Origin of the sequence: Succinatimonas hippei YIT 12066 (genome assembly GCF_000188195.1) — a bacterium.
Lineage (GTDB): Bacteria > Pseudomonadota > Gammaproteobacteria > Enterobacterales > Succinivibrionaceae > Succinatimonas > Succinatimonas hippei.
The window spans coordinates 1-22,816 of sequence record NZ_GL830947.1 but is presented as its reverse complement, the minus strand read 5'-3'; the positions used below and the strand labels follow the sequence as shown (position 1 = coordinate 22,816).

Sequence of the window (22,816 nt, the reverse complement as noted above, 5' to 3'; positions counted from 1 at the left end):
AAAAAAATATTAATAGAAATTACTGCTCAATGTGGGATCCTGCTCTAATCGTTATTATTTACGCCGGCTACAACAAATGTTTTTAGCTCTTGTGTTTTTTTCATTATATTTTGCAATATAGGTTCAGATATATCTTTAGGGAAATCATCATTTAAGTTATTTTTTATAAAAACTGAAAGTTCATCACTTTTTACAACAATTTCATGAAAAATCTTACTTATTTCTTTTTCAGGAATTCCGCAAAGTTTTCCTCTTTCCCAAAAATGACGGGCTTTAATTTCAGATAGTTTGTAATAGCGATTATTTTCCAATAACAGCCATTGCCGTTTTTACTTTCTTTAAATACAGATTTCCTTTTGCTACTAAAGGATGGGGTTTAGCCGCTGAACTTTTTAAATAAAGTTTTTTTATCTATTTATAAAAGATTTAAGTTTGTTCTCAATCATCAATCTCCGCTTTAAACGGTACTCCGTTTAATGTCACATCACCGTTTTGCAATTTAAATTTAGTAACGTAGTAAGGATCTTCAAACGTAATTTTGCCTTCGGCAAGAGATGACGAAATCAAATCGCTGCGTTCTTTATGCACCAGATAATCTGTAAAATCTTTGCCGCTTTTTACGTCAAAGTCAGCACGAATATCTTTAACTTTGAATTTTTCTTTATCTATTAATGCGTCCGCCGTACCGCTTATGACAAAACCGTCTTTTTTATAAGAGGATGACAAATTGTTAAGTTTAAATTGGACGTTATTGCCGACGGCTTTAATCAACTGAGCCAAAAACTCTTTTTCAGAAACCTTAAAAACTTTTATAAGCTCTTTTAAATTAATTTTGCCCAATGAAAAATTGTATTTAAAATCATTAAATTCAGTAAGTTCCTGTCGCTCACCGTATTCAACAAAAGGGAAAGCAAAAGCTAAATTACCGCTGCCGTCACTTATAACTTCACTAAATCCGTCTTTGTCAGGATCTTTAATTTCAAAATCTGCTCCTATCCCGTGTACGGAAAAATACTCACGTAAAGACGGATCCCGAACGGCATCATCAGGAGAAAAGCCGATGGCATAAAGAGTGGAAAAATCCGCATAAAAATCGGCAAGGCCTAAAGAAATACCGTTTATATTTATGTTTTTATTTATATAAGTAGGATGCCCCTTAATATTAAGTCCTTCAAGCTTTACAGAATAAGCGCTTTGACCTGCATACTTCACATCGCTTTTACAATTAAATCCTGCTGCATTAAATTCAAGATCTGCTTTATCCGGCGAAGAAGCCGAAATAAAAAGCGCTATCTGACCTAAAGCGCATTTGCCATCTTCAAGGCCTAAGACCGTGTTGTCCGTTTTTACGGCTAAATTAACTTCAGGCAGCAATGCCTTAACTTTAAACGCACCTTGATAAGCAAAACCTGCAATTAAATTTTGTTGAAGCAAAGCATCAAGCGTTCCGCCCTTTTCACTATGAAATTCACCGTTAATTGCAAAAGGAGCAAACACAACCTTTATCGAGGTGCTTCCCGACAAGTCATTAAGATTAAAATCATTACTTCTATTTAAAGGAAAAGACCAATGAACAATACCTTCACGCGAAAATAATCCTGAAGAAGTTTCTTCATAAGAAAGATTAAGCCCCGAAACTCTTTTTTCTATAAGATTAAGAACACTGGAGAGTTTTGCATCATAGACCATAGGACCTGCGACCATAAATCCTGCAACCGCAACTGCCGCAAGACCTCCTAACGTGCCTAAAGAGGCAAGTAATACTTTCTTTTTATTAATCATGAACGGTCATCCTGCATTTTTGCAAGCAGTTTTGCACTTTCTTTTAAAAAACTTTGCGCCGATTCCCCGAAGTAACTGCGGGCAAAATAAAAACGTTTTATAAATTCTTCTTTATTTTGACTTAACACTATATCAAGCTCGGACTTTAAGCTTGAAACATATTCTTTAATTAAATCGGCATTATCTTTTGACGACATGATAATGTCGGCATAAAGATGAGGATCTTGGGCAAACAGTCTGCCGACCATTTCAATTTCCAAACGATAAATAGGAGAGCTTAAATTTAAAATATTTTGTAAATCAGGATTGATCTTTGCCAAAAACACACCGTAACGATATGTCGTAAAATGACGCAAAGCCTGAATAATACTCATGGCCCTGTCATGATCTTGAGCTTTACAGGTACAAATATTGGCTCCCCAAATCTTCAGCTGGTTTACCAAAAATTCACACTTGTCAGGCATTCTGCCCTCAACGCAAACCACGACTTGCTTAACAAAGCTGTACGTATCCGGACCAAACATCGGATGCAAACCTATAACCGGACCGCTATGAGCTTTAAGCATAGCATTAACCGGGCCCGTCTTTACCGACGTAACATCTGCAAGGACTGTGTCTACAGTAAGATAACGGCTGATTATTTCAATAGTCTTAGCTGTTACATCAATGGGTACACTGACAATTACCGTTCCCACCCCTGAAAATAAAGATTCTGCGTCAGCCCAATCGTTTTTATCTAAAATTCTTACTTCATAACCTGAGTTTTTAAAAAAAGATCCTAAAAGTTTGCCCATCCCGCCGTTGCCGCCGACGATAAGCACGGGCTTTGCCTCTTTTTGAGCACAAGGGAACACCCCGATTCCGCCTTGACGGTAAGACTCTCGCAAAAGTCTTTTTAAGATATCTTCAATAAGTCCGTCAGGCAAATCATACTTTGCTGCAAGGTCATGTCTTGATTTAAGCAAAAAGCGCTCTCGTTCGGGATTGAAAGTTCCCGAACCCAGATCTTTTTTTACCTCCGCCGCTTCCTTGACTAACTTTAATCTTAAAGCAATAAGCTCAATAAGATTTTTATCTACATCATCAATTTGCTCGCGTAAAGCACCAAGTTTATGAGTAATTTCCATAAATTAACCGTCAATTTCATCAAGGAACGATTCGTCAACTGACGGCTCTTCATTTTGCATAGAGGCATTCGGATCTACTTTACCTTGGTTATGCATCAGATAAAAATCACGGGTCTGCACATAAGGATCAATAGCATTATCAACAACACCTTCCTGGTCAATAAGCTGCGCTCTATCATGGATGCCTTCAATCGCCCAAGCGCCGATCCCGACATACCAAGGGAAGAAGAAATAAGGCCAATTATCTGCAGTATCGCCATGAGCTGCTCTTGCAGTGGTGGGGCCGTAAATGGGAACCATTAAAAAAGGTCCGGAATCCATACCGGCCTTACCCAGTACGGTATCCATTTCCATCGGTTTATTATCAAGACCCATCTGACTTGCGACATCAATAAAGCCTAAAAAACCCATTGTACTGTTTACTATAAAGCGGGTAAGACTGATGCCGGAATTTTTCAATTCACCAATAAAAAGATTGTTTACGGTATTATTTAATTCGGAGATATTAGAGAAGAAATTTCCCACTCCAAGCTGCACAGGCTGCGGCAATGCGGCATATCCGTGAGCGACCGGGCGCAATAAATATCTGTCAAAGATTTCATAATTTAAAGTCCAGCCCACCACGCGATTGGGGACCTCCAAAGTATCGATGGCATTGCCTGACAAGATTGAATAACCGTAAGAATAATCCTTTTGCGCAGATTCAATCTTCAATTGTCTCGGCACCATAGGGTTATAAGTCGATCTTGAAGCGTGCGCAACACTTACTCCAAGAATCAGCATACAGGCAATTGCGCATATTTTTTTCAACATAAACAAAAACTTGCTCTTTAATCGTTACAACGAATCAATTCTTACATTTACGGTAATTTTTAAGAAAAATACCGCGTTTTTGGCAAAAAACAATTTTAAATTAGTATTATAGAGCCTAATGAATAATATTAGGTAAAAAGCTCTTAGATAATGGCAGATTTAAGCGTTAATTTTTCTGATGTAAAGCAAAATTCCGACGACATCGCAATATCTTTACATTCTGCAGTAAAGCGCTACGCTTTAGTGCTGAGCGCCGATTTTTTTGACAATATCGCAGCCGTTTCCGATTTTTCAGTTCTCTATAGAGCACTTATCGGAAGCAGTGATGAGATTTTAACTATAATTGAAGATTGTCTCGGCCCAGAGTGTTTTGAAAAACAAGCCGACAAAGTAATTGAAGAACGCCTTCTAGCGCTTAAAGAAAAATTAAACAATAATGATTTTTATCTGTACCGTCAGTGTCTTTTAACTGCTTTTGCCGGTATTGCTCAAAACATAAATCCGGCGCTTAAAAACAAAATTACATTAAATTTAAAAATTAATACCGATTTACCTAAAAAAGATCTTAAAGACCTGCTTATTTTTTTACTTAAGATTATAAAAGAGCCTGTTAAAAAAAATAAAATTCCGCTTCCTGACTCTAGAATAAGCGAAAACAATCAAAACTCTCCCACTTACAAAGAACAAGAAAACAATGCGGGCAATGATGAAATCATCATGTCAAAAATCCGCAACTTGCTTTCAGAAGCGGCAGAAAAAGCTAAAGCGGCAAATTTAGTACCAAAAGAAACGAATGACATAAAAACTCTCGAAATTAAAAAAGCCGAAAATCAAACCGTATCAGCTATCCAAGAAAAAAAACTTAAGGAAGACAAAGAGCTTCTTTTAGATAGTAATGAAACCTCAAAAAATGAAGAAAGCAATTCCGACGGAGAATTATCACTAAAAGATTTAGCAAGACGCGCGGCAAAACTTCAAGAAGAGTTCCGTAATGAAAGAATAAAACTTGCAAAAGAGGGAAAATTACCTAATCCTGCCAAGCTTCCGCAAAATTTTCCTCCCAAAATAAAAAAAGGAGCAACGGCAAATAATACACGGCTTACAAGTCCTCTTGAGCTTTTTGAAGAAAGAAATAAAGCAAGAGTTAGCAAAGAACCTGCAGAATCGGCAGAAAAAACTTTAAAAAAAGCCATCATATCTGATGACAACAACTTAAAAAAAGAACCAAAAAAAGAGGAAGAAAAAGCAGATCAAAACGCTGTAACTGAGTGTGCGGCACAAATTCAAGCAACGGAAGATAAGACTGATTTAAATAGCCGAACTGAAAGATTTATTGCTTCTTTTGATAATGAATATACTGATGTAAAGCAAAATTCAGACTTTCAGGAATCAAGTGAAGATGATTTTAGACCGGTTACTTTCTATCATGACGCAAAAACGGGACAGGAAGTCCGAATTGCAAAAGCACAAGCAATAAAGCCAAAAGAACAAAATAAACACAAAATTTCTTGGTTAAAGCGTCTTTTTAACTTTCTGTTCGGACGCCGTGAAGATACGGTTCTTTTACCTTACAGCATAGAAAAAAAACCTGCTTCATCTGCTTTTATTGATGCAGATACCTTACCGCAGGCTTTAAGAGAAAAAATACTAAAAGAGCAGGATTTAAATAAGTTTAAACACTTTTTAACCGAGCAAATCATAAATCATAATCTGCCTAAATCGCTTGAAAAACTTATTGATGATTTTTCTAAAAGTTTTTATGAACTGCAACAAAACCCTCAGTATGAAGATGAATTTATAACTTTTATCAAAGCACCTTTTTCTTCACCGCTTAACGTCAGCGATAAATTTACTTCTTTATTATTCGTGCTGCTTATTCTTGAAGCCGATCGCCAAGGCTACGATATAGCCTATCTTTTTGTCGGACACCGGCAAATAAAGGAACGCTATGATGCCGTTTTCTCAGACCAAAACTACGACTCGTTGACGATTGAACAACAAAAATCCGCGGCACTTATCCTTACTTCTCTTTTATCAGTAATTTACCGTCTGCAAAGTTACAGTCTTGACAACGAAGGCAACCTTCGCGCTCTGATTACCGAAAATCCCTGCGCTAAAGAAGAAAGTACTCTTCTTATTGATGTAGATGAAAACGTTATGGGACATACGATAAGGATTAAGAGTTTTATTAACTGCGGAAATAATCAGGGAATTTTAATTAAATGCAGCGATGATAAAAGAATTTTCCGTCTTAATTTGATTTGTTCAAATCTGCCGCTGCTTAAAAAAGCGCAGGATCTAAAAGAGAAATTAAAGCCTGCCTTTGAATATTTAGGTTACAACGATCCGCAGATTCATATCCGCCTTGGCAGTAACTTAAAAGTATTTTTAACAAAACAGCCTTTCTTTAAAGACGGACTTGTCTGCCTGCGTGACGAAACAGCAGCCGATCCGGTATTAAGACATCAGCTTCAACTAAATCAATATGAGCTTATCGAATGTCTTTTAAAACTATTAAAAGATCTGAATTTATGTCAATGCGATAAATTAGGCTCGGCATTAAATGAAGAAGACGATCTTGATCTTAAACTCCGTCCGATCTTAGCTATGCGCCACCTAATCTTAAAGCTTTGCAACAATTAAACATGAGGCCGTAAATAAGGCCACATCACAGAGAAAACACTAATTATTTAGTAAAAAACTCTCAAAAGCGTCAAAAACACTGCCATTTTGACTTTTAGGAGCTGCAGGCTTAGGCTCCGCCGGAGCAGGAGCCGGTACATAAGGTTTAACCTCAAAACCATCTGTATTTACTGGAGCATACAGATCCGAACATTTTTTAACCTGCGAAATTTTGTCGGCACGAACCGGATATACGACAAGCCCCGGAGCATTACAGCCGTCTTCCACTATAGTGCCATCTTTTGCAAAGTTTACAAATTTAATGCCTTCAGGACGTTTTAGCTCCAAAGAATTAATTCCGCGTTCTCTTAAATAAGCAGCATAAACACGCTGAGCTCCAGATGCACCGTATAGTCCTGTCGAGCGGTTATCATCAAATCCGACCCAGGTAGTTACAAGTTCTTCCGCATCAAAACCGGTTGACCAGGTATCACGATTATCATTAGTCGTTCCGGTCTTGGTTGCCAAAACCGCATCGGGAAACTCACTGCCAAGTCTTCGTCCGGTACCGATACGTGTAGCTTCAGTCATTCCATACAATGTTAAATAGGTGTCACGCGGATCCAAGGTTCGCTTACCACGGCCGCTGCTTCTTTCATAAACGATTTCACCGTCTTTGACTACGGTTCTTAAAGTTGTGAGATTCTGGTACACACCGTCCGTTGCCATTGAGGCATACATGGAATTGAGCTCATACGGGGTTAATTCGGTAGTTCCTAATAAAATTGACGGATACAGCGGAATATCCTGTTTGATTCCGACTTTTTGCATAGTATCGCGAACATTATTAATGCCTACTCTCATGCCGATACGCACCGTCGGAATATTCAAAGAACGCGCCATGGCTTCAACCACGCGAATAGTACCGCGATACTTACGATCATCATTACGCGGCTGCCATAACTTACCGTCGGCAAGCTTTACGGTAAGGGGCTGATCTTTTACCAGATTGCCCATATGAACTCCGTTATTAAACGCAGTCAAATAGACAAGCGGTTTAACCTGCGATCCGATTTGGCGACGACCTTCAATCACGCGGTTAAAACCGTCATATTTGGGTGTACGGCTTCCGACCACGGCTGAAATTTCGGCTGTACGCCATGAGCTTACAACCATTGCCGCCTCAAGGCCTTTTTTACCGCTGCGCTTTTCTATCGCATCAAGCTCGCTTGCCACGGCTTTTTCAGCTGCAGCTTGCGCCTGAGGATCAAGACTTGTAAAAATCTTAATTCCGTTACCCGACAAAAACTCTGGCCCGAACTGCGAGGAAATCTCATGCTTCAAAACTCCCATAAACGCAGGGGTCTTGGTGTAATTCATCGATCCTCTGGCAATAACATTTAAAGGTCGGGAAGAATATTGAGTAAACTGCGCATCGGTGAGTTTTCCGCGATTTCTTAAGACGGCAAGCACAGTATTGCGGCGCTCCAATGCTTTGTCAGGATGGCGCCACGGATCGTAATAAGACGGACCTTTAATCAAACCGACCAAAAGGGCCATCTGATCTTGCGAAAGCTCCGAAACCGGTACTCCGAAATAAAAATATGACGCAAGACCGAAACCGTAAATTCCAGCATTACCGTTTTGTCCTAAATAAATCTCGTTCATATACGCTTCTAGGATCTGATCTTTGGTATAGCGATGATCCATAATAAGCGCCATAATGACTTCTTTAATTTTACGGCTGTAGCTGCGCTCATTAGTTAAAAAATAATTTTTAACAAGCTGCTGAGTAATGGTACTTCCGCCCTCAACTGCGTGTCCTGCCATAAGATTCTTAACAAAGGCACGCGCAATAGAAATAGGATTTATGCCCAAATGAGAATAAAAAGACCGATCCTCAATTTCCAATAAGGTTGTCACCAGCTCATCAGGTACTTCTTCTAAGGTAATGAAAATACGATCTTCTTTAGGATCGATACGGTTGATTCTGTCAATTAATACCGGATCCATACGCACATAGCTTAATTCCTGCTTTGTGTCAGCATTTATGATTTGATTGACACGCTTATCAGCAAAAGAAATAAGCAGCGCCGTTCTGTCTTCATACGCATCAGGAAAAGCAAAAGGACGTTTTATCACTACAATTCGCGAGTTCTTATAATTAACGGCATACTCACCAGGATCTTTAGGATTTGCCACCTCACGATACTTAAGCAGATTAAGTTCATATACCATCTGTTTTAAGGAAAGACGCTGATCGGGATAAAGCTCCAGCGGCCGCGAATAAACCACTGCAGGCAGCACCCATTTATCATCAACCTCAAATTTGGATAAAACAACGGAATCAAAATAAATAAATAAGATAACAAGTACGCCTAAAAGCGCTACACCGGCTTTAAGACTGAATATCGTAAATTTTTTTGATACTTTTTTAATTAAAGGCTTTTTAGAAGCCTCTTTTTTTTGTTCTTGAGACTCGTTCACACTCAATCCTGCACATATGTCCACATTACTTGAAAATGAAATTATAGCAAAGGATCACAGTTTGAATTTACAAAAAATTTTATCGATTCTATATGTGAAATTTCACGATAAATCACATAATTAAAATAGATTCTTGTATCATTGCAAATTATCAGCGATAATCAAAACTTAAAAATAAGCCTTTAGGATTGCAATCTGAAAAGCTATTTTTAAAAACATAGAAATAAAAAGCTAAAATTAATCGATCATATAGGTACTTACTATGGCTACCGCAACTGACACAAATACTGCTGATACTATTAAAAAAGCAAAGAAAGCAGCAAAGAAAACCGTTGTTGCAAATGAAATGGAATCAATGGGTCCTCTTGCTATTGCCGGAGTTCAGCCTTATCAGGTAAAACCCGGTGAGGAATACATGAATGATGCACAAAAAGAGCACTTCCGTAAAATTCTCACCGCATGGCGTGATCAATTGCGTTCAGAAGTTGATCGTACCGTTGGCCATATGAAAAACGAAGCCGCCAACTTCCCTGATCCTGTAGATCGTGCATCTCAGGAAGAAGAATTTTCCTTAGAGCTGCGTGCCCGCGACCGTGAGCGCAAACTCATCAAAAAGATCGAAAAGACCTTGGTTAAATTAAATAATGACGAATTCGGGTATTGCGAACAATGCGGTGAAGAAATCGGCATTAAGCGTCTCGAAGCCCGTCCTACCGCAGATTTATGCGTCGACTGCAAAGCCTTGGCTGAGATTAAAGAAAAGCAGCTTGAAGGTTAATTAAAGAACCTGCCTTAGGCAGGTTTTCTTTTTTATGACTTATATAGGACGTTTTGCCCCTTCTCCGTCTGGTCGTCTGCATTTTGGCTCAGTAGTCGCTGCCGTCGGTTCTTATTTGCGCGCCAAAAGTCAGGACGGAAAATGGCTTATCCGTATTGAAGATTTGGATACCCCGCGCTGTCCTATAGGAACTGCTGAAATTATCCTTCAAGAACTTGATGCTCTGGGTCTTAAAAGCGACGGGGAAATCTTGATTCAAAGTCAAAGAAAAAAGATTTATGAAAAAGCCTTAAATACGCTTTTAGATGAAAAACAGGCTTTTTTCTGTACCTGCACACGCGCAGAGCTTTCACAAAGACCGTGTTCTTGCTACCTTGAAGCAAAAAGCAAATTTCCTCACGCAAGCGTACGCTTTAAACCTCTAAACGGTTATGAACCTTCATTTCATGATGAACTTAAAGGAGATATCAAAGTAAATCTTCCCGACAAATTCATCACCTTAAAAAGAAGTGACGGGATTATCGCCTATAACCTTGCCTGCGTTATTGATGACGCGCTTTGCCATGTAACGGAAATTGTCCGCGGCAGTGACTTAATTGACGTAACTCCGATACAAATAAGCTTATTTAATGCCCTGCATTATAAAGTTCCTTCTTTTCTGCATTTACCGCTTGCTCTTGAACAAAACGGCAGCAAACTGTCAAAGCAAAACCATGCCAAGGCTATTTTTGATGTACTGACAGTTCAGGAAATTCTTATTGCGGTTTTACAGTTTTTAGGACAAAACACAAATCAATTAAATAAAAGCATGGATGTAAACTCAATATTAAGTTTTGCAGTTGAAAACTTCAGATTAGATAAAATCCCTGCAGCATCAAGCGTCGCACCTGACAATCTTTTCTGAAATTTCTTACTTTTTTTATTGTTTTCTAAAATGAAGTATTTACCCGTGTCTTGGCTTTTTTTATGAGTTTTTAGACTTCATAAGGTATAATGTGCACTTTGAAAATGATGGAATCGTGCTTTTGTGTGCACTATATAAAAATAATGACAGCGTTTCCTTTATATATAAATCTTCCATGAAACGCATATTATCAATAACTCATAAAAGAGGTATTTTAAAATTTCCGCTCTGTTAAACGGCCTTAGCGATATTCTTAAGAAAAATAAAGGCCTCGTAAAAAAACACGGTTTTGCCAAATTAGTAATTGAACGCAGCCAGCATAATATTTCACGGCAAAACATTTCAAAAAATGCATTAAATACTTTATATCGCCTCCGTCAAGGCGGTTATCAGGCATATCTGGTCGGCGGATGCATACGTGATATGCTGCTTGGAAAAGTCCCTAAAGATTTTGATATCTCAACCAACGCCACCCCGGAGCAGGTTCATCGACTGTTCCGCAATTCACGCATCATCGGACGTCGTTTTAAAATAGTTCACGTGGTTTTCGGACAGGAAATCATTGAAGTAACCACATTTAGAAGTGCCGTTAACGGTAATCTCGGCCGCAATCAAATCCAAAACGATGACGGCATGCTTATTCGTGACAACAGCTACGGCAAAACGCTTGAAGAAGATGCGACGCGCCGTGATTTTACGATTAATGCCATTTACTATGACATTTCAAACTTTACCCTAATTGATTTTCACGGCGGACTTTACGATTTAAATAACGGAATTATCGATATTATCGGCGATCCGCATACCCGATATCAGGAAGATCCGGTGCGCATGATACGTGCCGTACGCTTTAGCGCCAAACTCGGCTTTAAGATTTCAAAGCGTACTGCAGATCCGATTAAAACCCACTCGGCACTACTGCTTAACGTGTCAAATGCCCGTATGTTTGATGAGGTCAATAAGCTGTTTTTAACCGGCCACGGTCTGCAAAGCTTCCACAAACTCAGGGATTTCGGACTTTTTAACCTGCTTTTCCCGGGTCTTGACGGTTTTATCGAAAACAAAGATTACCAAGCATTCGTCGAATACGCCTTGGCAAGTTCCGACCAGCGTTTTGCCCAGCAAAAACGCAATATGCCGCATTTCTTATATACGATTATGTTCCTCGGCAAATTCAGAGCGCTGATGATAAAGCACTATGAATTAAATGAATCAAGAATTCATCAAGTTGCAGATGACGTAATCGCTGACGAAATATGTCAAGAAATGCTTATGGAACAAAATGCGGTCACCGCTTTACCGTGGCAGGTCTCGGCGGATATCAGGAAATTGCTTAAAAGTCAGAATGAACTTTTGAATATCCATGACCAAAATGCCGTAGCGGCTATGGCTGAATCTAATATCCTGCGAGCCTCTTTTGACATTTTTAAACTCAGAGCCAAATTCGAGCCGTATTTAAGCCCCTATATCCGTTTCTGGCAACCCTATTACGACAGAAGCAGTCAAAGAGCGGAGCAAAGACGCGCCTTATTCAACAAAAAAGAAGATCAAACTTCAGCAAACGCCAAAGGCAAGCAAAAGAAAAACAAGCCTGCAGAAAAAAACGAAGGCTATAAACGTGAAAAAGCAACGTCTCGCGCCGAACGTCTGGCAAAGGCCAGAGCATGGCGTGCCGCTATGCATTTAGATCCTTAAATTTATGAACAGAGCATTAATTTCTTTAGGTTCAAATTTAGGTGACAGCAAAGCTACTTTAAAAAACGCTCTTGCTTTACTTGAACAGACACCGGGAATTAAGGTAGATAAGATATCGTCGTTTTATAGGACCCCTCCTGTAGGAGGAGTATTGCAGGATGACTTTATCAATGCCTGCGCTTTATTAAGTGTCACTCTTAATGCGCATGATTTGATGCAAACTCTCTTAAATATAGAAAAAGAGTTTAAACGGGAGCGGATCATAAGATGGGGACCTAGAACATTAGATCTTGATCTTATAGATTTTAACGGGGAAAGAAGTGACGATCCTTTTATTACGCTTCCGCACCCGCGAGCTTATCAAAGAGCTTTCGTGCTTATTCCGGCAAATGAAATCGCTCCTGATCTTTTGCTTGGCGGTAAATATTCAGTACAACACTATTTAAAAAAGTTGTCGGAAAACGACATCAAAGGAATTACTAAATTAAGCTATGCCCAATAACGTAAATCTAAAGCTTATTGTAGGTCTTGGCAATATCGGCCCTAAATATGAACATACGCGGCATAATATGGGCTGCGATTTGTTATTTAATATTGCAGATAAATACCGCATTAACCTAAATCCTGAAAGCAAATTTTCAGGATTAGTAGGACGAGGCAGTATCGAAGGTAAGGAAGTACGACTTGTCTTCCCTACTACCTTCATGAATGAGAGCGGACGCAGCGTTGGCGCTTTATGTAATTTTTTCCGCATCGCACCTGAAGAAATCCTGGTACTGCATGACGATTTGGATCTGCCGCCCGGCACCATCAGATTTAAATTCGGCGGCGGGCTTGCAGGACATAACGGACTTAAAAGCATAACAGCTTGTCTGTCAGGGGCCCAAAATTATTATCGCCTGCGCATCGGCATCGGACATCCTGAACGTTCTGACGTAATAAATTGGGTATTAAACCGTCCGGCACCGCAAGATCGCGATAAAATTGATGCGGCTTTAGATGCCGCCCTTTTAGGGATCGGAACTTTATTTAAAGACGGGGTGAATAAAGCCACCTCCTTTATCAACGGATTTAAACCTCTTTAGGAGAAAGACATGGGATTTAATTGTGGAATCGTCGGTTTGCCTAACGTCGGCAAATCAACTCTTTTTAACGCTCTGACTAAAGCCGGCATCGCAGCTGAAAATTTCCCGTTCTGCACCATTGAGCCCAATACCGGCATCGTCCCGGTTCCCGATGAGCGTCTTGATAAAATCGCCGCTATCGTGAACCCGCAGAAAATCGTCCCTACCGCAATGGAATTCGTGGATATCGCAGGTCTTGTCAAAGGAGCCTCCAAAGGTGAAGGTCTTGGCAACCAATTTTTAATGAATATTCGTGAGACCGATGCTATTGCTCACGTCGTACGCTGCTTTGACGATCCGAACGTAATTCACGTCAACGGTAAAGTCGATCCTATTTCTGATGTCGAAATCATCAATACCGAGCTTGCTCTTGCAGATCTTGACGTCTGCGATAAAGCTCTGCAGCGCCTTGAAAAACGTGCCCGTACCGGCGGTGATAAAGAAGCGTTAGCCCAGGTAGTTGCGCTTGAAAAATGTAAACCGGCACTTGAAGAAGGCAAGATGCTGCGTCAAATCTCTTTTACCAAAGAAGATCTTCATGCACTGCGCGGCTTCAACTTCCTGACCTTAAAGCCGGTTATGTACATAGCCAACGTCTCGGAAGACGGTTTTACCGATAATCCTTATTTAACAAAGCTAGAAGATTATGCTGCAAAAGAAAACTCCATAGTCGTACCGGTTTCAGCTGCAATTGAAGCAGATTTAGCTTCTATGGAGCCTGAAGATCGTAAAGAGTTTATGGACAGCCTCGGTATCTCCGAGCCGGGACTTAACCGTGTAATCCGCGCAGGTTATAAGCTGTTAGGTTTGCAGACATTCTTTACAGCAGGTCCTAAAGAAGTTAGAGCTTGGACCGTCAAAGTCGGTGCCACTGCGCCGCAGGCTGCAGGCAAGATCCACTCTGACTTTGAACGCGGATTTATTCGTGCTCAAACCATAGCCTATGACGATTTCATTAAATACGGCGGGGAGAACGGAGCCAAGGAAGCAGGAAAATTGCGTTCCGAAGGCAAAGACTATATCGTTCAGGACGGCGATTTATTTGAATTTTTATTTAATGTCAAATAAGTTAAATCAAGTGATGGAAAAGGCGGGTTTCCCCGCCTTTTTCGTATAGGAAAAAGATGCTTAATCTTCCATCATCTTGATACCGTTGACGATAAACAAATCACCTTTAATTTGTTCAAGCACCAACTCACTTGCTCCGCTGTTCATAGCACCTAATAAACCGTTGTTAGGCGACATGCCCATGCACACCATGCGGGCCTCAATATCGTGGCTCAAATGCGGAATTTCTTCATCAACGCGTCCGATAAGGACATGAGTACGCTCTGCAGGAATTCCGTGTTTATCGGCAAACTCCTTGAGCAGATCTCCGTGATAATCGGCTCTATCATCAGCAGGACCGGCCTGTCTGAACATCGGAGACATAGAAGTATTTCTGGTTCTAATGCCAAGATGCAAAGGAGAAACCACATTCGCTACATGAATTTCACCGTTAAAGTTATTGGCAAACATCGTTGCAGCCTCAAACAACTTATCATCGGCAAGAACCTCATGATCTTCGGCTTCAAAATCGATGCACAGCAAAATAGCTTTGCCCAGACGCTGCGGAGCATGCGCATCTTTAACGACAAGCAAAGGTATGCTTATAAGACGCATAATGCTGCAGTCAATCGTACTGATGAACAAATCTTTAATCGTGTTGCGTTTATTAGCCGAAATTATTGCAAAAAGATAATTTCCCTCTTTAGCTTCCATAACGAAAGCTTCCGGAACATTCTTATTAAAAATAATCTTCGGAATAAAATGATTAATGCTCGGATAACGCTGCGAAATCTTTAACATTTCACGAGACATCTGCTGTTCAAGCGTCGGCTTGGTCAAATCGTCAAATTCGTGAATAACGCGGCAGGCAACAACCTCAAGCTCCGGCATAAAACGGGCAAATTCTGCCGCCCGTTCCATGGCCGGCTGCACTTCTCCGGGTTTTAACAATACCAGGACACGCATTTTTTCCCCGTCCATAACAAACTCCTTATGTCATAATATTTATTTATAATTTAGTATAAAATTTTAGGTCATAAGATAAATATTGATAAATATTTGAAGTAAAGCATAGCTTTTTGCTCAATTCGTCGACTGTGTCACGCAAAAGAATAATTTTTTCTAAAAATAACAGTTAAAAATTTCATTAAACTAAAAATAAACAATATGTAAAACAGCTAATTGACATCCTCCTTTTTAGATAAGTTATTCTCATAATAGAATTATTCTGCCTTTTTATCTGCAAAATTAATTGAATGACACCAATATTTTTAACTATGAGGTACCAGCCTAATCTACCGCTGCCTCCTTAAAAAAAGCATATTTTTATCAGACTTTTTTAATGAGCATTAACCATCTATTGCTTTAACCAACCTACTTATCTGCATTAGAGACAACGGTCCAATTAAGTGCAAAATGCACTTTTTTAATTATGTGTTTTAAAATTAAAAAAGTTTCATTATCAATATTTTTAACACTATGCAAAACATTTCATTATCCTGGCAAAACGCAGTATTTAAATTAAGTGAAAAACTGTCCGTTTCCATTCCTGCTTTAAGACTTAACTCTCATGATTTAATTGTATTAATCGGCAGCAACGGCTGCGGCAAAACTTCAGTTGCGCGTGCGCTTGCCGGAGAACTGCCGTTATTGGAAGGGACTGCTCCGCAACATTTCAATGCGGCATTGGTATCTTTTGAGAAACAGCAAAAATTATTTGAAGATGATTATAATCTGCGCAATACCGACGCGGCGAGCGAACAGGAAGAACGCGGTTATACTCCGCGCGATCTGTTAAAAGATTCCGATCCTAAAATATTGTGGGAAGTAATAAAAGCTTTTAATCTTGCCAATCTACTCGATCGTCCGGTTCGTCTTTTATCTGGAGGTGAAGGACGCAAAATCCTTATTGCCCAGTGTCTGTGTACCTCGCCCGATCTTCTAATCCTGGATGCCCAGTTTGATGCTTTGGATGTTAAGTCCCGTCAAAATCTTTTAGAAATCATCTCCTACATTCACGAAAACTATGAAATTCCTATAGTCCTTATAGTCAATCGTCCTGATGAAATCCCCGCCAATCTTTCAATGATGGGAATCATTCAAGATCTTAAAATTATTAAAATCGATAAAAAAGAAATTATCGAAAAAGATGAAGACGCCAAAGCACTGCTCTTTTGCGGCAATCTTCCTGACATAACTTTACCTAAAGCTCCGGCAAAATTCAGACTTCTTCCTTTAAATCCCGGACCTTTAGTCGAACTTAAAAACGTCAACATCACCTATAATCGTCCGATTTTCAAAGATCTGAATTTCACCGTAATGCCGCATGAGCACTGGCAGATTTCAGGACCTAACGGTGCCGGGAAATCGACATTGTTGTCACTTATAACAGGAGATAATCCTTTAGTCTATACCAATGATGTTACCGTCTTCGGCTTTAAGCGCGGCAGCGGTGAATCAATTTGGGATATAAAAAAATACTTCGGTGTTGTAAGCGGCGCATTGCATCTTGACTATCGCGTCAGTGCTCCGCTTATAAATGTGGTTTTATCAGGCTTTTACGATTCAATCGGACTGTATAACCGCCCGGGTGATGAAGAAATCAACTGCGCCAAAGCATGGCTTAAACTTATAGGACTTGAGCATAAAGAGCAGATGAGCTTTAAACAGCTGTCTTTCGGGCAGCAGCGTATTTTGCTCATAGTAAGAGCCCTCGTCAAAAATCCGCCGCTTTTGATTCTCGACGAACCGCTGCAAGGACTTGACAGCTATGCTCGCGCCATGGTGCGTTCATTTATTTCCTATTTCATGCACCACGGTGACACCAGCATTTTGTTCGTATCCCATCATGCAGAAGACGCACCTGAAGGCATCACCAACAAGCTTACCTTCGTGCCCGTCGGTGACAACAACTATGAAATAGTTCAGGAAAAAGTTAAAGACTGATCTACTTGCGGCACAAATAATCGCCTTTACAGATATATTTATACGTCGTCAAATCTTTAAGCCCCATCGGCCCTCTCACATGCAGTTTCTGCGTTGAGATGGCCACCTCTGCCCCCATACCGAACTGACCTCCGTCAGTAAAACGGGTGGAGGCATTAACATAAACGCAGGCAGATCCGGCACCGTTGCAGAAAATTTCCGCATTCTTGCAAGAATCAGTCAAAATCGAATCGGAGTGATGCGCTTTATGTCTGCGTAAATGTGCCACAGCATCTTTTACATCTTCAACAGCCGCAATATTTAATGCAAGGCTTAACCACTCCGTATCAAATAAAGTAGGATCTCCGCGATGCAAATACGGATACTCTTTTGCTTTACATAAAGTAAAAATATCGCCGTGGGCATAAATTTCTATCTGATACTTTTCAAGTTCAGGTAAAAGCATATCAATAAGCGGAACCGCTATATCCTCATGTAAAAGCAAAGTGTCAAGCGCATTACATGCCGACGGCTTTTGTACTTTGGAATTTATAATGATATTAACCGCTTTAATCAAGTTGGCAGTCTTATCAACAAAGATGTGGCTTACGCCGAAGCCGCCTACAATCACGGGCATAGTCGCAAATCTGACGCACATTCTATGTAAAGCTTCGCCGCCGCGCGGAATAATAACGTCAATATAACTGTCAAGAGAAAGCATTGTCTTGATAAGCTCTCGATCGGGCGAATCAATGAAGGTAACTGCGCGCGGATCTATCTGATACTCTTTTAATACTTTATGCAAAATCCTGACTAAAACTAAATTGGTTTTAAGCGCTTCCTTTCCTCCGCGCAATACGCAGGCATTTCCTGATTTTAAGCATAAAGACGCAATATCAACGGTTACGTTAGGCCTTGCCTCATAAATAACACCGACTACACCTAAAGGCACGCGCTTTTTATAAAGCGTAAGAGTGCTCTCAACAGTGCGCCCCTCATAGATTTCTCCGACCGGATCGGGTAAAGCCGCAACTTTTTTCACGCCGTCCACCATTTCTAAAAAGCGCGAGTCATTAAATTTAAGCCGATCAACCAGAGCCTTAGGGAGATTGTTTTCCTTTGCTGCAAGTACATCTTCATTATTTGCCGCAAAAATTTCTTCTTTAAAAGCCAAAAGCTCATCAGCAAGCTTTAATAAAAGATCATTTTTATTCCGTGTAATTAAATCTGCGATTTCAAAAGAAGCCTCATAGGCTCCTTTAGCCATTTCTACTATATCCATCACTTATGATCCTAAAACAACCAAATCATCGCGGTGAACCACTACCGCTCCATGATCAAATCCTAAAATAGCATCAATATCTTGAGATTTTTTTCTTTTAATGCGATCAACTTCATCAAATGAGTAACGACTTATACCCTTTGCTAATTTTTTACCCGACAAATCGCACAAAGTAACAATAGAGCCGCGATAAAATTCACCTGCAACTTTTATTATGCCGGAAGGCAGCAAACTGGCTCCGTTTTTAATAATTGCCTCTTTTGCCCCGTCATCGATAAAAATCTGTCCAGAGCTTTTGGCCATTGTAGAAAGCCATAATTTTTTTACCATAAGAGGAGAATGAGTCGGCTTAAAAAAAGTAGCCTCACCTTCACCCTTTACCAAATCAAAAACGATTTCAGGTTTTGCCCCTGATGCGATAATAAGTTCCATACCGGCTTTTAGCGCCGTTGATGCAGCCTTAATCTTGGTCGCCATACCTCCCGTACCTAAAGAAGTTCCGGCACCTCCTGCAAGCTCATAGAGTTCATCAGTAATTTCATGAACCTCTCGAATCAGTTTGGCATCTTTAAACTTACGCGGATCTTTAGTGTAAAGCCCTTTTTGATCGGTAAATAAAATAACCTGCGAGGCTTCGGCAAGAATTCCTGAAATTGCCGCAAGGTTATCATTGTCACCTACTTTTATTTCCTGAATGCACACTGCGTCATTTTCATTAATCACGGGAACGATATTAAAGTCCAGCAAAGCCTTTAAAGTATCGCGTGCGTTTAAAAAGCGTTCTCTATCATCAAGATCGGCTCCGGTTAAAAGGATCTGTCCGATATGAATATCATAAATAGCAAAAAGGCTTTCCCAAATTTCAATCAGCCGTCCTTGACCTACAGAGGCTAAAAGCTGTTTTGAGCTTAACACTGCAGGAAGCTGCGGATCGCCAAGCAGCTCACGACCTGCAGCGACGGCTCCTGATGATACTAAAACTACCTTATATCCTGCTTTTTTAAGTCCGGCTATTACCCTTACAACTTCAAGCATATGAGCATGATTTAAATGCTTTGAACCTAAAGTTAAAGTACTGCTGCCTAACTTAATAACTATGGTTTTACTCATAACTTATGTAAACTGCTCTTTAAAAAACTTACCGACAAGTGCTGAGGCTCTGGAAAAAGACAAATCGGATGAAAATTCTTTAAAATCAACAAATTCGTTGTTTTTAAATGCATCAGCCACAGCGTGGGCATCTTCAACTAAAGGCTTATCGCTGCTGGAAACCGCCACACAGCAATTAACCGGGCACTTTCCTGAAGATGACAGCAATCCTTGCTGTTTTAAAGATAAAATCTGCAGCTGCGGCATCAAAGTATCCCAATTTGATGCATCGGCATTTAAGCGGTTTGCTATGGATGAACGCAAACATAAAGGAGCACCCGACAAATAATTTACATTAGTAAAAATATTATGTACGGTCGGATCAAGCACCACAAGACCATTAACCAAATCAGTACGTAAAACTGCAAGTCTCACTGCAGCTGCGGCACTTAAGTGCAAACCGAACAGCCCGATTTTTGTTGAATCAATAAACTTAACTTTCTCTTTTAAATGCAAAATAGCATTTTCGGCGATTTCCGAATAATTTTCATCAAGAATAAGATTTGCACTGTTGCCAAGACCCGGCATATCTACCACGAAAGCAGCGATACCCAATGGCCTTAATTCATCATTAAAGATACGGAAAAAGTCGGTTGCAGTCTGATCATAAGCGCCGAGCATCACTACGCAGGGATGCAAATCCTTATTATCGGGACTGTGCAGATAACCGATAACTTTCTTGCCTCTTACCGTAAACTCCTCTTCAGAATAATACCCGCACTTTTTTGAGTTAACGAAAATTTCACGATAAGCTTTTCGCCCGTACATAGAAGATTCTGCTGCAAGAACGTCTCCTTTTAAATTCGGATAAGCGGCAATGGCAAAATAACGTGACGCCATACGATATTGATGGCTTGCAAGCTCAAATTTATTATCTTCAATAGCCTTTTTAGCCATTAAAATTCTTTTTTGCGCAATGCTTGCAAACTCGTAAATCCAATTGCCAGGACCGTATAAAGATACGGTATCAAACATATTTTCCCTGCTTCTTTTTTCCTCAGAGCAGGCTATATTTGACAGAGCTTCTTCAATATCAAGAGGATTTCCACCCATCCACGACCACATATAACGGTTAAGCGGACGATACCAATTTGCATGAAAGCCGGATCCTGAATATGGTTTTAAAACGATATCCGGAATTGCTGCCCCTGAATTTGAGATAAGAGACGTTTCAATATAATTAGGCTGCGGCTTAAATAAGATTTGACTTAAATTAAGATCGCTTTTTTCTTCCATGCAGTAGCTCCGGAATTAAGATTAATCTTAAAAAACCTAAAAAAGTAAAGGCCTGCAGATTAAAGTAAAGTGCAGACCTTTTCATTGTACGCAAAAACAGAACTTTTTTTTAGATCTTTGACAAGTGTTCTAACAGCTCACTTAAATTCTTACGTCCGAAACTTACATCACTGTCATTTACCACAAGGCACGGTACTGACATGACTTTATATTTGCTTCTAAGATCAGGGAACAAATTGACGTCATAAACTTCAGCCGTAACTTTATCGTTAAGTGCAGCAAGACGCTGAGCGGCAACTACTAAATCAGGGCACATGGTGCAGGATAAGGAAATTAAGATCTTAAGTGAAAACGCCTTATCTATAGCAATAGCTCTTGCTTTGTCAGCATCATCAATCTGCTGACCGGGACCTGCTGCATTGTATAAACCCAAAATAAATGAAGTAAATTCATGACCGCCGGGAACACCGTGGAAAGCAAGACCGCTGTAAGTACCGTCGGCTTTCAGCAGACGAACGACCGGAGTATCTGCTCCTCCTGATACCGTCTTAACCTCAAGTTTGTCGGTAAGAGCGGCAAGTTCCTGCATCGCACCGACAAGCTCGGCTGATTTTTCAGAAGCATCGGTTCCGACCTCTAATATAAGCTTATTTTCCATTCTCTCAAATACTGCATTTAATTGAGGAATCATCTCGGCGCTGACAAATTTACCTTCATTTTCAGGCTCGGGAGCTAAAGAGGCACGGCTTTCTTCAGGTGCTTTACGGGTTGCATTAGGCACTTCAGGGACAAGACCGGTTTTATCATGCATCATTGCCGCACGTTTTTCCATTGCGCAGGCCGCAAGCGCACCGTCGGCTACGGCTGTCACTACCTGACGCAGCGGTTTAATGCAGACATCTCCGCCGGCAAATACGCCTTTTACATTCGTCTCCTTATTTTCATCGGTAATAATGTACCCCTGATCGTTTAATGCCACTTTGTCTTTAACCAATGAAGTATTCGGCACGTATCCGGCAAAAACAAAGACGCCGAAAGTATCATCTCCCGCAGCACGATACTCATCTGTTGCATTGGTCTTATTATTAAGCAATGTAGCGCTGACGATCCCCATATCATTGCCTTCCACACCTACGAGCTCATGATTAAAAAGCACGATGATCTTAGGATGGGACATCACTTCATCGGCAATGCTTCTTGCACAGGAAAATGCATCTTTACGGACTAAAATCGTCACTTTTGACGCATAACGGGTAAGGAACATTGATTCTTCAGCAGAAGCAAAGCCTCCGCCAATTACCAACAATTCTTTTCCGGTAAAGAACTCACCGTCACAAGTAGCGCAATAAGCCACGCCGCGACCGCGGAATTCATCCTCACCATTAAAGCCAACACGGCGCGGATTGGCTCCGGTTGCTATCATTACGGAAAAAGCCCTTAATGTGCCGCGGCTTGTCACAACACTCTTTATGTCACCGTCAAGTTTTAAATCGGTAACCTCAGCTAAAAGAAATTCCGCGCCGAAATTCTGCGCCTGACGACGCATAGTCTCAGTTAAAGCCTCTCCGCTGGTTTTCTCGACACCTGGGTAGTTAACCACCTCATGAGTGATGGTAATTTGTCCGCCGAAGCGATCTTTTTCAACCACCAAAACACGATAACGAGCTCTGGCAAGATACAAGGCAGCGGTTAATCCGGCAGGTCCTCCGCCCACGATGACGGCATCATATAATTCATTATTGGACATCTTTGAATCCTTACTTTGTCTGATATTAAAGACAATCTTACAACTGAAAAAGGCCCCGCCTGCTTTGAACTCTACCCCGTAGAGTAGACCGGTTAAGG

The 22,816-nt window shown here is 40.4% G+C and carries 18 protein-coding genes; 8 read left to right on the top strand and 10 right to left on the bottom strand.

What is annotated here, in order from left to right:
* Positions 1 to 44 precede the first annotated feature (44 nt).
* From HMPREF9444_RS01215 to HMPREF9444_RS01200, 4 genes are all read right to left on the bottom strand, one after another.
* Positions 45 to 311: a hypothetical protein gene (locus tag HMPREF9444_RS01215; protein ID WP_009142488.1), complete on the bottom strand. Its 267-nt coding sequence runs from the start codon at positions 309 to 311 to the stop codon at positions 45 to 47.
* Between the two features lie 127 nt (positions 312 to 438).
* Positions 439 to 1,782, bottom strand: coding sequence for a hypothetical protein (locus HMPREF9444_RS01210; protein WP_009142487.1), 1,344 nt, complete (start codon positions 1,780 to 1,782; stop codon positions 439 to 441).
* On the bottom strand, positions 1,779 to 2,909 hold the full coding sequence (tyrA, locus tag HMPREF9444_RS01205) for a bifunctional chorismate mutase/prephenate dehydrogenase (protein WP_009142486.1): 1,131 nt from the start codon (positions 2,907 to 2,909) through the stop codon (positions 1,779 to 1,781). Before tyrA ends, HMPREF9444_RS01210 begins: the two co-directional genes overlap by 4 nt.
* 3 nt (positions 2,910 to 2,912) lie before the next feature.
* Positions 2,913 to 3,722, bottom strand: a complete 810-nt coding sequence (locus HMPREF9444_RS01200; RefSeq protein ID WP_009142485.1) for an MlaA family lipoprotein — start codon at positions 3,720 to 3,722, stop codon at positions 2,913 to 2,915.
* A gap of 150 nt (positions 3,723 to 3,872) precedes the next feature.
* Here HMPREF9444_RS01200 and HMPREF9444_RS01195 point away from each other — a divergent pair, with 150 nt between their 5' ends.
* Positions 3,873 to 6,365: a hypothetical protein gene (locus HMPREF9444_RS01195; protein ID WP_009142484.1), complete on the top strand. Its 2,493-nt coding sequence runs from the start codon at positions 3,873 to 3,875 to the stop codon at positions 6,363 to 6,365.
* Positions 6,366 to 6,404: 39 nt separating this feature from the next.
* On the opposite strand, the gene mrcB is transcribed toward HMPREF9444_RS01195, so the two are convergent.
* A complete protein-coding gene (mrcB, locus tag HMPREF9444_RS01190) occupies positions 6,405 to 8,831 on the bottom strand; it encodes a penicillin-binding protein 1B (RefSeq protein ID WP_187363637.1) in 2,427 nt (808 codons plus the stop codon).
* Between the two features lie 346 nt (positions 8,832 to 9,177).
* Between mrcB and dksA the strand changes: the two genes are divergently transcribed.
* The 6 genes from dksA (at position 9,178) to ychF (ending at position 14,400) form a co-directional block, all read left to right on the top strand.
* Positions 9,178 to 9,609 (top strand): RNA polymerase-binding protein DksA, encoded by a 432-nt coding sequence (dksA, locus tag HMPREF9444_RS01185; RefSeq protein WP_040909046.1) that lies wholly within the window; start codon positions 9,178 to 9,180, stop codon positions 9,607 to 9,609.
* 34 nt (positions 9,610 to 9,643) lie between these two features.
* Positions 9,644 to 10,513, top strand: coding sequence for a tRNA glutamyl-Q(34) synthetase GluQRS (gene gluQRS / locus HMPREF9444_RS01180; RefSeq protein WP_009142481.1), 870 nt, complete (start codon positions 9,644 to 9,646; stop codon positions 10,511 to 10,513).
* Between the two features lie 219 nt (positions 10,514 to 10,732).
* Positions 10,733 to 12,208: a polynucleotide adenylyltransferase PcnB gene (gene pcnB / locus HMPREF9444_RS01175; RefSeq protein WP_083801094.1), complete on the top strand. Its 1,476-nt coding sequence runs from the start codon at positions 10,733 to 10,735 to the stop codon at positions 12,206 to 12,208.
* A gap of 4 nt (positions 12,209 to 12,212) precedes the next feature.
* Positions 12,213 to 12,710 (top strand): 2-amino-4-hydroxy-6-hydroxymethyldihydropteridine diphosphokinase, encoded by a 498-nt coding sequence (gene folK / locus HMPREF9444_RS01170; protein ID WP_009142478.1) that lies wholly within the window; start codon positions 12,213 to 12,215, stop codon positions 12,708 to 12,710.
* Positions 12,700 to 13,293, top strand: a complete 594-nt coding sequence (gene pth / locus HMPREF9444_RS01165; RefSeq protein ID WP_009142477.1) for an aminoacyl-tRNA hydrolase — start codon at positions 12,700 to 12,702, stop codon at positions 13,291 to 13,293. Before folK ends, pth begins: the two co-directional genes overlap by 11 nt.
* Positions 13,294 to 13,302: 9 nt before the next feature.
* Entirely contained in the window at positions 13,303 to 14,400 is a 1,098-nt protein-coding gene (gene ychF / locus HMPREF9444_RS01160) for a redox-regulated ATPase YchF (RefSeq protein WP_009142476.1), read from the top strand.
* Positions 14,401 to 14,460: 60 nt separating this feature from the next.
* Here the strand turns inward: ychF and HMPREF9444_RS01155 are convergent, their stop codons facing one another.
* On the bottom strand, positions 14,461 to 15,360 hold the full coding sequence (locus HMPREF9444_RS01155) for a universal stress protein (protein WP_009142475.1): 900 nt from the start codon (positions 15,358 to 15,360) through the stop codon (positions 14,461 to 14,463).
* 498 nt (positions 15,361 to 15,858) lie between these two features.
* Between HMPREF9444_RS01155 and modF the strand changes: the two genes are divergently transcribed.
* Positions 15,859 to 17,325, top strand: a complete 1,467-nt coding sequence (gene modF, locus HMPREF9444_RS01150) for a molybdate ABC transporter ATP-binding protein ModF (RefSeq protein ID WP_009142474.1) — start codon at positions 15,859 to 15,861, stop codon at positions 17,323 to 17,325.
* 1 nt (position 17,326) lies between these two features.
* Here the strand turns inward: modF and HMPREF9444_RS01145 are convergent, their stop codons facing one another.
* The 4 genes from HMPREF9444_RS01145 to HMPREF9444_RS01130 all read right to left on the bottom strand — a co-directional run.
* Complete coding sequence (locus tag HMPREF9444_RS01145; RefSeq protein WP_040909042.1) at positions 17,327 to 18,586, bottom strand: glutamate-5-semialdehyde dehydrogenase; 1,260 nt, start codon at positions 18,584 to 18,586, stop codon at positions 17,327 to 17,329.
* Positions 18,587 to 18,589: 3 nt separating this feature from the next.
* Positions 18,590 to 19,696, bottom strand: coding sequence for a glutamate 5-kinase (gene proB / locus HMPREF9444_RS01140; RefSeq protein WP_009142472.1), 1,107 nt, complete (start codon positions 19,694 to 19,696; stop codon positions 18,590 to 18,592).
* Between the two features lie 3 nt (positions 19,697 to 19,699).
* Positions 19,700 to 20,971, bottom strand: coding sequence for an alpha/beta hydrolase (locus HMPREF9444_RS01135; RefSeq protein WP_009142471.1), 1,272 nt, complete (start codon positions 20,969 to 20,971; stop codon positions 19,700 to 19,702).
* A gap of 109 nt (positions 20,972 to 21,080) precedes the next feature.
* Positions 21,081 to 22,816: FAD-dependent oxidoreductase (locus HMPREF9444_RS01130; RefSeq protein ID WP_009142470.1), on the bottom strand; the 1,736-nt coding region annotated here is incomplete at its 5' end.